Source organism: Pseudomonas baltica (genome assembly GCF_014235765.1).
GTDB classification, from domain to species: Bacteria; Pseudomonadota; Gammaproteobacteria; order Pseudomonadales; family Pseudomonadaceae; genus Aquipseudomonas; species Aquipseudomonas baltica.
The window spans coordinates 834,254-846,930 of sequence record NZ_JACMYH010000001.1 but is presented as its reverse complement, the minus strand read 5'-3'; the positions used below and the strand labels follow the sequence as shown (position 1 = coordinate 846,930).

Below are 12,677 nucleotides of genomic sequence, written 5' to 3'. Positions count from 1 at the left end.
TTCCTGTTACTTCAGGCCATCTGGCCTGTGCTGCTAGTTTTCTGCTTCAATGCAGAGTTTTCCCACGGAGACTTATAGCGGGGGGCGTTCGTCTTCGTGACGGGATCTATAGACAGATGCAGCGCCACCAGAGGCTCGGTGCCAGTGGGGCCATACATCATCTGATTGGGCACGACGAGTTGCGGCGAGGAGCCGGAAAACACGATGTGACCCGAAAGTTCGTAAAGGCAGCGATTTGACCCAACCAGGCTGAAACCTGCGGAGATAAGAGGAGATGCTTTGCCGCGGGTGCCGCTGAAAGTGCCGGCCGCTACGTTGGGACTGGGACCCGAGCCGGCAACTGTCGATGTGTAGACGAGATCAACGCCCTCTGGCTTGTTCTCCCAGATGACGCAGAAGCCCTCCAGCCGCTTTGTGCCGTCATGTTCGCCCACCCAGCCCTTGGTCGACTCCACATCGCCTGCGCCTTGCAGGTGTGCGATCAGCTTCAATGTTGCAGGGGCTGCTTCAAAGGCCAGCGGGAAGCTCGGCTCAGGCGTTGCCACAACGGCAAAATTGCGCATGATGGCGGGTGAAGTATCGATACGATCGATGCGGAGGTCGACCGGGTCGATTTCAGATTCAAACATGTGATATTCGGTGATCAGTACAGTCGCAACGCCACCTTTGACACGGGCAACAATGGTGTCTCCCAAGTGCGTCAGCATATTTTTGCTGACACCTTCGGCAGGGAAGAAATCGATTGATCCTTTACCAAGGGGAGCTTGTTGTAGCGAAATACAGACAGGCTTGTCCGAGGGCGGCTGAGAGGCATATCGGAATATATACATTCCGGGCTCAAGCAGAGTTACCCGCGAGCTTATTTTCAAACCGTCAAGTGCGTGCGAGGGCAGTGACATGAATTTCCATTTCCTGTTGGCTTAACCACCGTGCCATCTAAAAAACGACAAACCTGTAATAAGCGATCAACCAGCGCTGGCGTCCCTTGAAGCTAGGATGATTGAGCCAGACGGGGTGTGATGTCAATCACTGAATGTAAAAATTCTTACACGCGGCCGGAATACATCCTACGAGCGGTTAGCACAGAATGTTACGGCGTATTACGGCGTTCACTATTGAGTCATCATTGCGCAAGGTCAGTCTGAATCAAAATAAAATAATCCTAGTAAAATCAATAGATTGCAGTAAGTAATAATACTTTAAAAAAATAGTGACAGATTCTGGTCGCTCTACTGGTGGCTTTAAGCCAGCTTTGCTGTCGCTCGATTCTGATGATGAGGAGGGAATGCACCACCCTTGGCTTACAGGTCTTCGCAAGCAACTAACCTCTAGCTGAATTTGGCGCGACGTCCCGATCCGATGTCACAAACCGGCATGCTTGCTGAATAAAAAATCAGACAATAGCTATGTTCTCATTCGCTCGGCTTCCATATTATGGCGAATGATTACACCAGTCGGGGTCATCACTTGGTCATATTAATGATTGCGCCCCGCGCTCTGGTGCCGGTGGTACAATGCCCGCCGTTTTCGCCTTTTTTGAAGTACGGATACTATGAGTCGTTTACCGGAAAATAATTTGCAAGCCGCCCTTAAGGCCTGCAAAAGCAGCTTTGTCTCCGTAGGTGTGTTCAGCTTCTTCGTCAACGCGCTGATGCTGGTTCCGACGTTCTACATGATCCAGATTTCTGGGCGGGTCGTGCCATCCAGCAGCAGTTCGACACTGATTATGCTGACGCTGATTCTCACAGTGTTGATGATCACCATGGGCGCTCTGGAGTGGGTGAGATCGCGCATGATGGTCCGCATAAGTAATCGCCTTGATGTACTGCTCAGTCGTGATGTGTACCGTGCCAGCTTCAAGCGCGCACTTAACAGCGGCGGGATGGATGCGACTGCTCAGTCATTGAACGATCTGACATCTCTGCGGCAATTTTTGACTGGGCCTGGACTCTTCGCTTTTTTTGATGCGCCTTGGTTTCCGATCTACACCGCTGTGATGTTCATGTTTCACCCATGGTTCGGCTGGATGACCGTTGGGTGCGGAGTCGTTCTTGTCGTGCTGGCATTCATGAATCATCGCTTCACGACCCAGGCCTTGGCTGATGCCAACCTGCAAAGTGTCAAGTCCAACGTAGCCACGACCAAGAACCTGCGTAACGCCGAAGTCATCGAGTCCATGGGCATGCTCGAGACACTGATGAATCGCTGGGCCGTACGCCAACGCCGGATATTACTCTTGCAATCCAATGCAAGTGACAAGGGCGGGGCGGTTACGTCCATCTCCAAGACGTTCCGCATGTGGTCGCAGTCCATCATGCTCGCGATGGGCGCTTACCTGGTGATCATTCACGAGATCAATCCTGGGCTGTTGATGGCTGGCTCGATTCTGCTTGGTCGCGCGCTGGCGCCCATTGATCAGATGATCGGAAGCTGGAAGGGCTTCGTGGGTGCGAAGGTTCAGTATGGGCGTCTGAATGAGGTGTTGGACAAGCTCAACGCCGAGCCGGAGCGGATGCCGTTGCCTGCCCCACAAGGCCACATACAAGTCGAGAATCTGGTTGTGGCCCCGCCTGGCGCCAAAGCGCCTGTCATTCGTAATATCAGCTTCGTCGCACCGGCTGGGGCCATCGTGGGCATCGTCGGCCCGAGCGCGGCAGGGAAGTCCACGTTGGTACGAGCCTTGATGGGCATCTGGCCACCTCAGCATGGCGTGGTTCGCCTCGATGGCGCCGATATCAGTACTTGGGACAAGCACGAGCTGGGGCCCTATGTAGGCTACCTGCCGCAGGATATCGAGCTCTTCGAAGGCACCATCAGCGACAACATTGCCCGTTTCGAAAAGGTCGATGCGGAGAAGGTCGTGCTCGCTGCGCAGACTGCCGGTGTGCACGAGATGGTTCTAATGCTGCCAGACGGTTACGACACCATTATCGGCAGCGATGGCGTGAATTTGTCTGGTGGACAGCGTCAACGGGTGGGCCTGGCGCGTGCCCTTTATGGCAGCCCCAAGCTGATCGTGCTCGACGAGCCGAATTCGAATCTCGACGAAGTAGGCGAGCGAGCGCTGGGCGTGGCCTTGCAGAAGGTCAAGGAAAACGGCTCGACGGTCTTCATCGTTTCACATCGCCCCAACATCCTGTCTCGCCTTGACCACATTCTGGTGATGTCGGCAGGTACCATTTCGATGTACGGCCCGCGTGACAAGGTGATTGCCGAGTTGGCGGCGCAACAGAACAAGGGCCAGCCTCGCGTAGCCCAGCCAGCGCCAGGTACGCCAAGTACGCCTGCATCGCCTGGCGCCCCAGTTGCACCGAACCCACCAACTGCGCCAGTCGCGCCTCCTGCAGCAAAGCCGCCCGCCGGCCCCGCCAACACCCAATCGACCGGCGTGTGAAAGGATTTCATCGATGACCAGTAAAGCCATTAGCACGTTCGACCACAATTTCGATGACATGCCTATCTCCGATCGCGGCATTCGCCGGGTCGGTTTCACCATCATCTTCGTCACCTTCGGGATATTCGGTACGTGGGCGGCTGTTGCGCCTCTGAGCAATGCGGTACATGGCAGCGGTATCGTCACCGTGCAGAGCTATCGCAAGACCGTCCAGCATCTGGAAGGCGGCATCATCAAGGAACTCAACGCGCGCGACGGCGACATGGTCAAGCAGGGCGACCCGCTGATCGTCCTCGACGAAGCTCAGTTGAGTGCAGAATACGAATCCACGCGTAATCAACTGATCGTCGCCCGCTACAAAGAGGCACGGTTGCGTGCCGAGCGCGATGGATTGCAATCAGTTCCGCCGGTGCAGATGACCGGCACCGACTCGGACCGTGCCATGGAGGCATTGGCCGGAGAGCAGCAAGTGTTCAAAGCACGGCATGATTCGCGCCTGAGCGAAATCTCCGTGCAGCGCGAGCGTATCAGTCAGCTCAAGCAGCAGATATCAGGCCTGCAGGGCATGATCAGGACCAAGCAGAACCTCGAGAAGTCCTACAGTGGCGAGATCGTCCAGCTTAAGGACTTGCTGTCTCAGGGTTTCGTCGATAATCAGCGTTTGTTGGAGCAGGAGCGCAAGCTCGACATGCTCAAAACAGAAGTGGCCGACCATCAGTCCACCATACTCAAGACTCAATTGCAGATCAGCGAGACCGAGCTCTCCATCGTTCAGCTAAACAAGAAATTCAGCTCCGATGTAGCCAATGATCTGTCCGATGTTCAGGCCCAGGTGTTCGACCTGCAGGAAAAGGAAGCAGCGCTCAACGACCGTCTTTCGCGGGTGGTCATTCGTGCGCCTGAAAGCGGCATGGTGCTGGATATGAAGGTCCATACCGTAGGTGGCGTAGTCAGCGCTGGAACCCCTTTGCTGGACATCGTGCCGGCGGCGGCCGAATTGATTGTCGAGGCGCGCGTGGCTCCGGCTGATATTGACCGTTTAGAGATGGGTAAGCGCGCCGACATTCGCTTCAGCGCGTTCAACAACGCCACCACACCGGAGATCGACGGCGAAGTTACGCGAATCTCCGCTGACGCGCTGAAGGATGAACGCTCCGGAGATTCCTATTACCTGGTTCGCGTGAAGGTGACTGAGCGAGGCCTGAAGACCCTGGGCGATCGCAGGCTGCAGCCCGGCATGCCCGCTGATGTGCTGATCAACGCAGGTGACCGCACAATGCTTGAATACCTGCTCAAGCCGGCCCGTAACATGTTCGCCAAGTCGATGATCGAGGAATGACTGTGTCGCGTTTGTTACCTGGTGTGATGTTGAGCATGTTGGCGTTGCAAGCCGTTGGCGCCGAACCGCTGGTTCCCAACGATGTTCCGCCCAAGCCACCAGTGTCGGCTTCGACCTACGCACTGGACCTGGCCGGGCTGTACCGCGAGGCGCGTCTTGAAGACCCGCGCGTGCTGGCAGCCTATGCCCGGGCGCGGTCCGCGTCCGAGCAGCAGCGCGAAGCCCTGGGCGGCTTGCTTCCACAGTTGTCCGCGCAGAGCAATTTCAACCGAATTTTGCGCAAGGACGACGCGGCGCGTGAGATCTACGACAACAAGAGCTATTCCCTGAGCTTGACTCAGTACCTGTACAACAAGACCGCGTGGGAAGGCTGGCAGAAGGCCAAGAGCGTCACGGCGCAGAAGGGCGCCCAGGCCGAAGATTCCCATGCCGAGGCTACGGTGGATCTGGCCAAGCGATACTTCATCGCGTTGGCCGCCGATGACGAGCTGGAGCTGGTGCAGGCCGAGCGTCGGGCTACGCAGAAGAACCTTGATCGGATCAACATGCTCTACGAGCGGCAGATGGCCAAGATCACCGATCAGCTCGACCTGAAGGCACGGGTCGATGCCCTGGCGGCGCAGGAAGTGGATGCGCGCAACCAGGTGCAGGTCAGTCGTGAAGCCTTGTCCGAGATCGTCGGCCGGCGCATCGACGAACGTCTGAGCCGCGTACGCAACGATGTGGCCTTGCAGGCGCCGACTGCGCCGCTGGCCAATTTCGTCTCCCAGGCCATGGATGCCAACCCTTTGCTCAAGGCCTACCAGAGTGGCGCCGAAGCGGCCGATGCGGCGGTGCGCGAAGGTAAGGGCGGGCACTATCCGCAACTGAGTGTAAGCCTGAGCGCTCAGCAAAGTGACGTGGGCTACGACAATACCTTGACGCCTCGCAGCGACAGCTACGTGGCGACGCTTGGGGTGAGGGTACCGATCTACAGCGGCGGTTCCACCTCGGCGCGGGTTCGGGGTTTGTACGATGACCAACTGGCTGCCGAGCAGGAACTCGAAGGTGTGCGTCGGCAGGTGGTGAAAGAAACGACCACTTCCTACCTGACTGCCCAAGCCAGTGTGGAAAAGATACGCGCGAACAAGAACGCATTGTCTTCGGCGCAACAGTCTAGCGTGGCGGCGCAGAAGGCGTTTGCCTATGGCGTGGTGAATGCGGTGGATGTATTGACCAGTGTGCAGAACGAGTTCAAGGCGCGTAGGGATTTGCTGAGATCGCAGTACGACTTCATTACCAACCTGTTCATGTTGAACCGTTGGAGTGGCAAGTTGAACCAAGAGAGTGTCGACAGTGTCAACGTCTGGCTCAGCCCCGAGCCGGAACAAGGTTTGCCTGGCGGTGATGTAGCCAAGGTGAAAACCAAACCCTGATTGATGTTGTATCGTCGATGTAACAACTCTGTAGGAGCGGTCTGTGGCCGCGAACGGAACACTGCGATACATCAGTCAGTCCTTGGTGTTCTTTTCGCGGCCACGGACCGCTCCTACGGGATGCGAGCAGCGTGCGGTCTTCGGCTCGCGCCGGTGTTGGAGGCTGGGCTGGGCTTGCGGGTATATGTATACTCCGCGCTTTGATAATTCGAGCGCCGGTGCTTTGCGCGGCCGCAAGCGTTGTTCGGTTTCTCTTTACACTGCCTAGTCGGCACTAAATGGAGTTGGTTAATTCGCATGAAAGCTATTGTCACTGGTATCACTGGTCAAGATGGCGCCTACCTGGCGGAACTGCTGCTGGAAAAGGGCTACACCGTATACGGCACCTACCGCCGTACCAGCTCCGTCAACTTCTGGCGTATCGAAGAGCTGGGTATCCAGAACAACCCTAACCTGCACCTGGTCGAGTACGACTTGACCGACCTGTCTGCCAGCATCCGTTTGCTGCAGACCACCGAAGCCACCGAGGTCTACAACCTTGCTGCGCAGAGCTTCGTCGGTGTCTCGTTCGAGCAGCCGCTGACCACCGCCGAAATCACTGGCCTGGGCGCTGTCAACCTGTTGGAAGCCATCCGCATCGTCAATCCGAAGGCGCGCTTCTACCAGGCTTCGACTTCCGAGATGTTCGGCAAGGTGCAGGCCATTCCTCAGATCGAGGAAACCCCGTTCTACCCGCGCAGCCCCTACGGTGTGGCCAAGCTGTACGCCCACTGGATGACCATCAACTACCGCGAGTCGTACGGCATCTTCGCCACCAGCGGCATCCTGTTCAACCACGAGTCGCCTCTGCGCGGCCGTGAGTTCGTGACCCGCAAGATCACCGACACCGTCGCCAAGATCAAGCTGGGCCTGCAGGAAACCCTGGAGCTGGGCAACATCGACGCCAAGCGCGATTGGGGTTTCGCCAAGGAATACGTCGAAGGTATGTGGCGCATGCTGCAGGCCGACGAGCCGGACACCTTCGTGTTGGCCACCAACCGTACCGAAACCGTGCGTGACTTCGTCACCATGGCCTTCAAGGCCGTGGACATCGAGATCAAGTGGCAGGGCGAAGCTGAATCCGAGCAGGGCCTGTGTGCCAAGACCGGCAAGGTGCTGGTTTCGGTCAATCCGAAGTTCTACCGCCCAACCGAAGTTGACCTGCTGATCGGCAACCCGGCCAAGGCCAAGGCCGTATTGGGCTGGGAACCGAAAACCTCGCTGGAAGAGCTGTGCCGGATGATGGTCGAGGCTGACCTGCGCCGCAACGAGAAAGGGTTTTCGTTCTGATGGCTAATGTCGGCAAACGCGCATTGATCACTGGTATCCAGGGTTTCACCGGCCGCTACATGGCCGCCGAGTTGCAGGCCCATGGGTACGAAGTCATCGGCTTGGGCAGTCAGCCGTCGGAGGAGCCAGGTTACTACCAGGCCGATCTGAACGATGCGCCCAGGCTCAGCGCGTTGCTGGCAGAGCTGCAGCCCGATTACGTGGTTCACCTCGCCGCACTGGCGTTCGTGGGCCATGGCGTGGCTGATGCGTTCTATCAGGTCAACCTGATTGGTACGCGCAACCTGCTCGAAGCGGTCGCCGCTTCGGGCAAGGCGCCTGAATGTGTATTGCTGGCCAGTAGCGCCAATGTGTATGGCAATGCATCCGAAGGCATGCTGGACGAAGGCACGGCTCCTGCGCCGGCCAACGATTACGCCGTCAGCAAGCTGGCCATGGAATACATGGCCAGCTTGTGGCAAAACCGCTTGCCCATTGTCGTCACCCGGCCGTTCAACTACACCGGGGTGGGGCAGGCGGACAATTTTCTGTTGCCCAAGATCGTCTCGCACTTCCGCCGCAAGGCCGAGGTGATCGAGCTGGGCAACCTCGACGTGTGGCGCGATTTCAGCGACGTACGTGCGCTGGTCGCCGCATACCGTGGGCTGCTGGAAAACAAGCCCTTGGGGCAAACCGTCAATGTCAGCTCGGGTGTCACCCATTCGCTGCGTGAAGTGATCGAGTTGTGCGAAAGCATTACCGGCCATTCCATCCGTGTGGAAGTGAACCCCGCATTCGTGCGCGCCAACGAAGTGAAGACGCTGTGCGGGGACAATACCCGCCTGCGTTCGCTGGTGGGCGACTGGCAGACCCCGCCGTTACGCGACACCCTGCAATGGATGTTGGCTGCCCAATAAATGAAGGTCGTCCTTTCCGTCGAGCCTGTGCGCTTTCCGCTGACGGGCATTGGGCGTTACACCTATGAGCTGGCGCGCCGCCTGCAGAGCAGTCCGGAAATAACCGACCTGCAGTTCTTCGCCGGGCGCAGCTTCTTGCTGGCGCTGCCGAGTGCGGCGGACGCGTCCGGCAGCGGCTACAGCCTCAAGCGGGCAGTGCAGAAAAACTTTCTGGCCATCGAGGCCTATCGTCTGCTGATGCCATTGCTCAAGGCGCGTGCCCTGAAAGGGCATGGCGATTATCTGTATCACAGCCCCAATTATTACCTGCCGCCGTTCAAGGGGCCGCGCATTGCGACCTTTCACGACCTGTCGCCGTTTACCTGGTCCCAGTGTCACGCGCCGCAGCTGGCGCGCTACCTGCAGAAAGAGCTGCGGCTGACCTTGAAGCGCGCGGACCGCCTGATCACCGACTCCGAATTCACCCGGCGCGAACTGGCCGAGTATTTCGATTGGCCGCTCGAGCGGATAGACACTGTGCCGCTGGCCAGTTCGCCAGAGTTTCATCCGCGCAGCGCGGCGCAAACCGCTGAAGTGCTCGGGCGCTACGGGTTGAGCCACGAAGGCTACAGCCTGTTCGCCGGCACCATCGAGCCGCGCAAGAACATCGAGACGCTGCTCACCGCCTACGAAACGCTGCCGCTGGCCACGCGCCAACGCTGGCCGTTGATCCTGGCCGGCTACCGAGGCTGGCAGAACGAGGCGATCTTTGCGCGCATCGAGTCGGCGCAGCGCCAGGGCTGGGCGCGCTATCTGGGCTTCGTGCCGGCCGAGGACTTGCCGGTGCTGTTCGCGGGCGCGCGGTTGTTTGCCTTTCCGTCGTTGTACGAGGGGTTTGGCCTGCCGGTGCTGGAGTCGATGAGTTCGGGCGTGCCGGTGGTCTGTGCCAACAACTCGTCCCTGTTGGAAGTGGCGGGCGAGGCGGCGCTGATGTGCGAGGCGATGGATATCGAAACCCTGGCGCAGCACATGGCCAAGGCGTTGGAAGACGACCCATGGCGCGCCGAGGCTCGGCAACGTGGTCTGGCCCACGCCGACGGATTCTCCTGGGACCGTTGTGCGGCGCAGACCTTGATATCCTATCGCCGCACGTTGGAAAGCCGATGATCAAGGTGCTGCACTTCTTCAAGACGTACTTCCCCGATTCCATGGGCGGTATCGAGCAGGTCATCTTTCAGCTGGCAGAGGGATGTGCCGCGGGCGGTGTGCAATCCGAAGTGTTGTACCTCAGCGAGCGCGGCGCGGCGCGTGGCGAACGGGTAGGGCACCATGTGGCCCACCGTGCCAAGCTCGATTTGCACGTGGCCTCGACCGGGTTTTCCTGGTCGGCGCTGGGCGATTTCAAGGAGTTGGCCAGCCAGGCGGATCTGATTCACTACCACTTCCCCTGGCCGTTCATGGATTTGGTGCATTTTGCCAGCCGCACCGGCAAGCCGTCGGTGGTCAGTTATCACTCCGACATCATCAAGCAGAAGACCCTGCTCAAGTTGTATCAGCCGTTGATGAATCGCTTCCTCGGGTCCATGGACCGTATCGTCGTGTCTTCACCCGACTACGCGGCCAGCAGCCCGGTGCTGCAGCGCTTCACTGAAAAGTTGTCGGTCATCCCGTTCGGCCTCGATCCCACCTCATACCCCACGCCGTCTGCCGAGCACCTGGCGCATTGGCAGGCGCGCTTTCCCGGCAAGTTCTTTCTTTTCGTCGGTGCGCTGCGCTACTACAAGGGTCTGAACTACCTGCTCGATGCTGCCAAGGCGACCGGCTTGCCGGTGGTGATTCTTGGGGGTGGCCATCTGGAAGCTGAGCTCAAGGCCCATGCCCAGCAGCTTGAAGTGAGCAATGTGCATTTTCTCGGCGGCTTGCCCGATGAAGACAAGGCGGCGCTGCTGACCCTGTGCCACGCCTTCGTGTTTCCGTCGCACCTGCGTTCCGAGTCGTTCGGCATTTCGCTGCTTGAAGGCGCCATGTATGGCAAGCCGATGATTTCGTGCGACATCGGCAGCGGCATGAGCTACATCAACCGGGCCGGTGAAACCGGGCTGGTGATTCCCCCGCGCGATCCCCAGGCGCTGGCGGCGGCCATGCAGACACTGTGGAACGATGAAGCCCTGGCCAGTGCCATGGGCGCCGCCGCGGCGCGTCGCTTCCAGCAGGTGTTCACCGCGCAGGGGATGGCGGACAGTTATGTGCAGTTGTATCACGACGTATTGCAGCGTTAATCCATTCGACCAAGGTGCTCGCCCATGATCTCGAAAGCTGTTTTGGTAACTGGCGCGTCGGGTTTTGTCGGTGCCGCTGTCGCGGCTCGGCTGGTGCGGCTGGGCTGCCCGATCACCCGCGCCGCCGTGCGCCGCGCCTACACCAAGCTGCCCATAGGGGTGGAAGGCTGCGTGGTGCCCACCCTGGCCGCCGACACCGACTGGACCAGCGCGCTGGCCGGCATCGACAGTGTGGTGCACGCCGCTGCGCGTGTGCACGTGATGCGCGAGTCGCACGCCGATCCCTTGGCCGAATTTCGCCGGGTGAATGTCGAAGGCACGCTGAACCTTGCCCGCCAGGCGGCGCAGGCCGGGGTGCGGCGCTTTGTTTTCATCAGTTCGATCAAGGTCAATGGCGAGGCCACCGAGCCGGGGCAGCCGTTTCGTGCCGACGACGAGCCGTCTCCGCGTGATGCCTACGGCATTTCCAAGCTTGAAGCGGAAGTGGGCTTGCGAGCATTGGCAGCAAGCACCGGCATGGAGGTGGTGATCATTCGCCCGGTGCTGGTGTACGGGCCAGGCGTGCGCGCGAATTTCCAGACGCTGCTGCGTCTGGTGAGCAGTGGTGTGCCGCTGCCTTTCGGCAAGACCAACAACCGTCGCAGCCTGGTGGCACTGGACAATCTGGCGGATCTGGTGTGCACCTGCCTGGAACATCCGGCTGCGGCGAATCAGACCTTTCTGGTCAGTGATGGCGAGCCGGTGTCCACTGCGAACCTGGTGCGCGCCATGGCTGCGGCGATGGGCAAGCAGCCGCGGCTGCTCGATGTGCCGTTGCCGTGGATGAGCCGCGTGGCGAATGCCTTGGGGCAGGGTGCAGTGACGCAACGGCTGTTTGATTCCCTGGAAGTCGACATCGACAAGAATCGCCAATTGCTGGGCTGGCAGCCGCCCACCTCCATGGCCGACGCTCTGGCCGCCACGGCGCGCCCCTACGTGGCAGCGCGCCGTCGATGAGCTTGCTGGTATGGCTGCTGGTCGTGCTGGTGTTTGCTTATGGGCTGACGTTCGCTCTGCGTCGCTATGCGCTGGCGCGCAGCCTGATGGACGTGCCCAACGCGCGCAGTTCCCACACGGTGCCGACCCCGCGCGGCGGTGGCGTGGCGATCGTACTGGTGTTCCTGGCCGCCATCAGCGGGCTGGCGCTTTGGGGAATGCTCGAAAGCCATGTTTGGCTGGCCCTGTTCGGCAGTGGGACGCTGGTGGCCGTGGTGGGTTTTCTCGACGATCACAATCACATCGCTGCACGTTGGCGCCTGCTCGGGCATTTCGCAGCGGGCGGCTGGGCCCTGCTGTGCCTGGGCGGCATGCCCGGCGTGATCGGTGCGGTCGACGGGCTTGCCGCGTTGTGGTGGTTATTCGGCCTGTTGTACCTGGTGTGGATGCTCAACCTCTACAACTTCATGGACGGCATCGACGGTATCGCCAGTGTCGAGGCCATCTGCGTGTGCGCCGGGGCCTGTTTGATCTATGCGCTTGGCGGGCATGCGCAGTTGATGTGGCTGCCGGCCGTGCTGGCGGCGGCGGTGTCGGGCTTTCTGCTGTGGAACTGGCCGCCGGCGAAGATCTTCATGGGCGATGCGGGCAGCGGTTTTCTTGGGCTGGTGCTGGCGGTGCTGTCGGTTCAGGCAGCGTGGATCGAGCCGGCTTACTTCTGGGGGTGGGTGATCCTTCTGGGTGTGTTCATCGTCGACGCCACGTTCACCTTGCTGCGCCGTTTGCTGCGCGGTGACAAGGTGTATCAGGCTCATCGAAGCCACGCCTATCAGTACGCCTCGCGGGTCTACGGGCGTCATCTGCCGGTGACCCTGGCGACGGCGTCGATCACGCTGGGCTGGCTGTTGCCCTGGGCCATTGCCGTGACGGTTTTCGGTCTGAGCCCCGTTCTAGGCACCTTTATTGCGTACATCCCTTTGTTGTGGCTGGCTTTTCGTTATCATGCGGGGGAATTGGAACGCGCATGAAATTGCGTTCGCGCACTGGTGCAATTGGCTGATCGCACTTAAG

At 59.6% G+C, this 12,677-nt stretch carries 10 protein-coding genes; 9 read left to right on the top strand and 1 reads right to left on the bottom strand.

Annotated elements, in window-relative coordinates; translation table 11 throughout:
* Positions 1-11: 11 nt before the first annotated feature.
* On the bottom strand, positions 12-830 hold the full coding sequence (locus H7993_RS03795) for a hypothetical protein (protein WP_185794161.1): 819 nt from the start codon (positions 828-830) through the stop codon (positions 12-14).
* A gap of 722 nt (positions 831-1,552) precedes the next feature.
* Between H7993_RS03795 and H7993_RS03790 the strand changes: the two genes are divergently transcribed.
* The 9 genes from H7993_RS03790 (at position 1,553) to H7993_RS03750 (ending at position 12,634) form a co-directional block, all read left to right on the top strand.
* Entirely contained in the window at positions 1,553-3,394 is a 1,842-nt protein-coding gene (locus H7993_RS03790; RefSeq protein WP_122714157.1) for a type I secretion system permease/ATPase, read from the top strand.
* Positions 3,395-3,407: 13 nt separating this feature from the next.
* Positions 3,408-4,733: an HlyD family type I secretion periplasmic adaptor subunit gene (locus H7993_RS03785; RefSeq protein WP_122714156.1), complete on the top strand. Its 1,326-nt coding sequence runs from the start codon at positions 3,408-3,410 to the stop codon at positions 4,731-4,733.
* Complete coding sequence (locus H7993_RS03780; RefSeq protein WP_122478358.1) at positions 4,730-6,148, top strand: TolC family outer membrane protein; 1,419 nt, start codon at positions 4,730-4,732, stop codon at positions 6,146-6,148. Before H7993_RS03785 ends, H7993_RS03780 begins: the two co-directional genes overlap by 4 nt.
* A 297-nt stretch (positions 6,149-6,445) precedes the next feature.
* A complete protein-coding gene (gene gmd / locus H7993_RS03775) occupies positions 6,446-7,477 on the top strand; it encodes a GDP-mannose 4,6-dehydratase (RefSeq protein ID WP_122714154.1) in 1,032 nt (343 codons plus the stop codon).
* Positions 7,477-8,373, top strand: coding sequence for a GDP-mannose 4,6-dehydratase (locus H7993_RS03770; protein WP_122795717.1), 897 nt, complete (start codon positions 7,477-7,479; stop codon positions 8,371-8,373). Before gmd ends, H7993_RS03770 begins: the two co-directional genes overlap by 1 nt.
* Positions 8,374-9,519, top strand: coding sequence for a glycosyltransferase family 4 protein (locus tag H7993_RS03765; RefSeq protein WP_185793488.1), 1,146 nt, complete (start codon positions 8,374-8,376; stop codon positions 9,517-9,519).
* A complete protein-coding gene (locus tag H7993_RS03760) occupies positions 9,516-10,631 on the top strand; it encodes a glycosyltransferase family 4 protein (RefSeq protein ID WP_185793487.1) in 1,116 nt (371 codons plus the stop codon). Before H7993_RS03765 ends, H7993_RS03760 begins: the two co-directional genes overlap by 4 nt.
* A 24-nt stretch (positions 10,632-10,655) precedes the next feature.
* Positions 10,656-11,627: a UDP-glucose 4-epimerase family protein gene (locus tag H7993_RS03755; RefSeq protein WP_185793486.1), complete on the top strand. Its 972-nt coding sequence runs from the start codon at positions 10,656-10,658 to the stop codon at positions 11,625-11,627.
* On the top strand, positions 11,624-12,634 hold the full coding sequence (locus H7993_RS03750; RefSeq protein WP_185793485.1) for an MraY family glycosyltransferase: 1,011 nt from the start codon (positions 11,624-11,626) through the stop codon (positions 12,632-12,634). The genes H7993_RS03755 and H7993_RS03750 overlap by 4 nt, the downstream gene beginning before the upstream one ends.
* Positions 12,635-12,677: the final 43 nt, after the last annotated feature.

Bases quoted from the DNA above. Each gene is read 5' to 3' on its own strand.
- H7993_RS03795 (WP_185794161.1), bottom strand. From the start codon at position 830: ATGTATATATTCCGATATGCCTCTCAGCCGCCCTCGGACAAGCCTGTC.
- H7993_RS03785 (WP_122714156.1), top strand. From the start codon at position 3,408: ATGACCAGTAAAGCCATTAGCACGTTCGACCACAATTTCGATGACATG.
- H7993_RS03770 (WP_122795717.1), top strand. From the start codon at position 7,477: ATGGCTAATGTCGGCAAACGCGCATTGATCACTGGTATCCAGGGTTTC.
- H7993_RS03760 (WP_185793487.1), top strand. From the start codon at position 9,516: ATGATCAAGGTGCTGCACTTCTTCAAGACGTACTTCCCCGATTCCATG.
- H7993_RS03750 (WP_185793485.1), top strand. From the start codon at position 11,624: ATGAGCTTGCTGGTATGGCTGCTGGTCGTGCTGGTGTTTGCTTATGGG.
- H7993_RS03790 (WP_122714157.1), top strand. From the start codon at position 1,553: ATGAGTCGTTTACCGGAAAATAATTTGCAAGCCGCCCTTAAGGCCTGC.
- H7993_RS03755 (WP_185793486.1), top strand. From the start codon at position 10,656: ATGATCTCGAAAGCTGTTTTGGTAACTGGCGCGTCGGGTTTTGTCGGT.
- gmd (WP_122714154.1), top strand. From the start codon at position 6,446: ATGAAAGCTATTGTCACTGGTATCACTGGTCAAGATGGCGCCTACCTG.
- H7993_RS03765 (WP_185793488.1), top strand. From the start codon at position 8,374: ATGAAGGTCGTCCTTTCCGTCGAGCCTGTGCGCTTTCCGCTGACGGGC.
- H7993_RS03780 (WP_122478358.1), top strand. From the start codon at position 4,730: ATGACTGTGTCGCGTTTGTTACCTGGTGTGATGTTGAGCATGTTGGCG.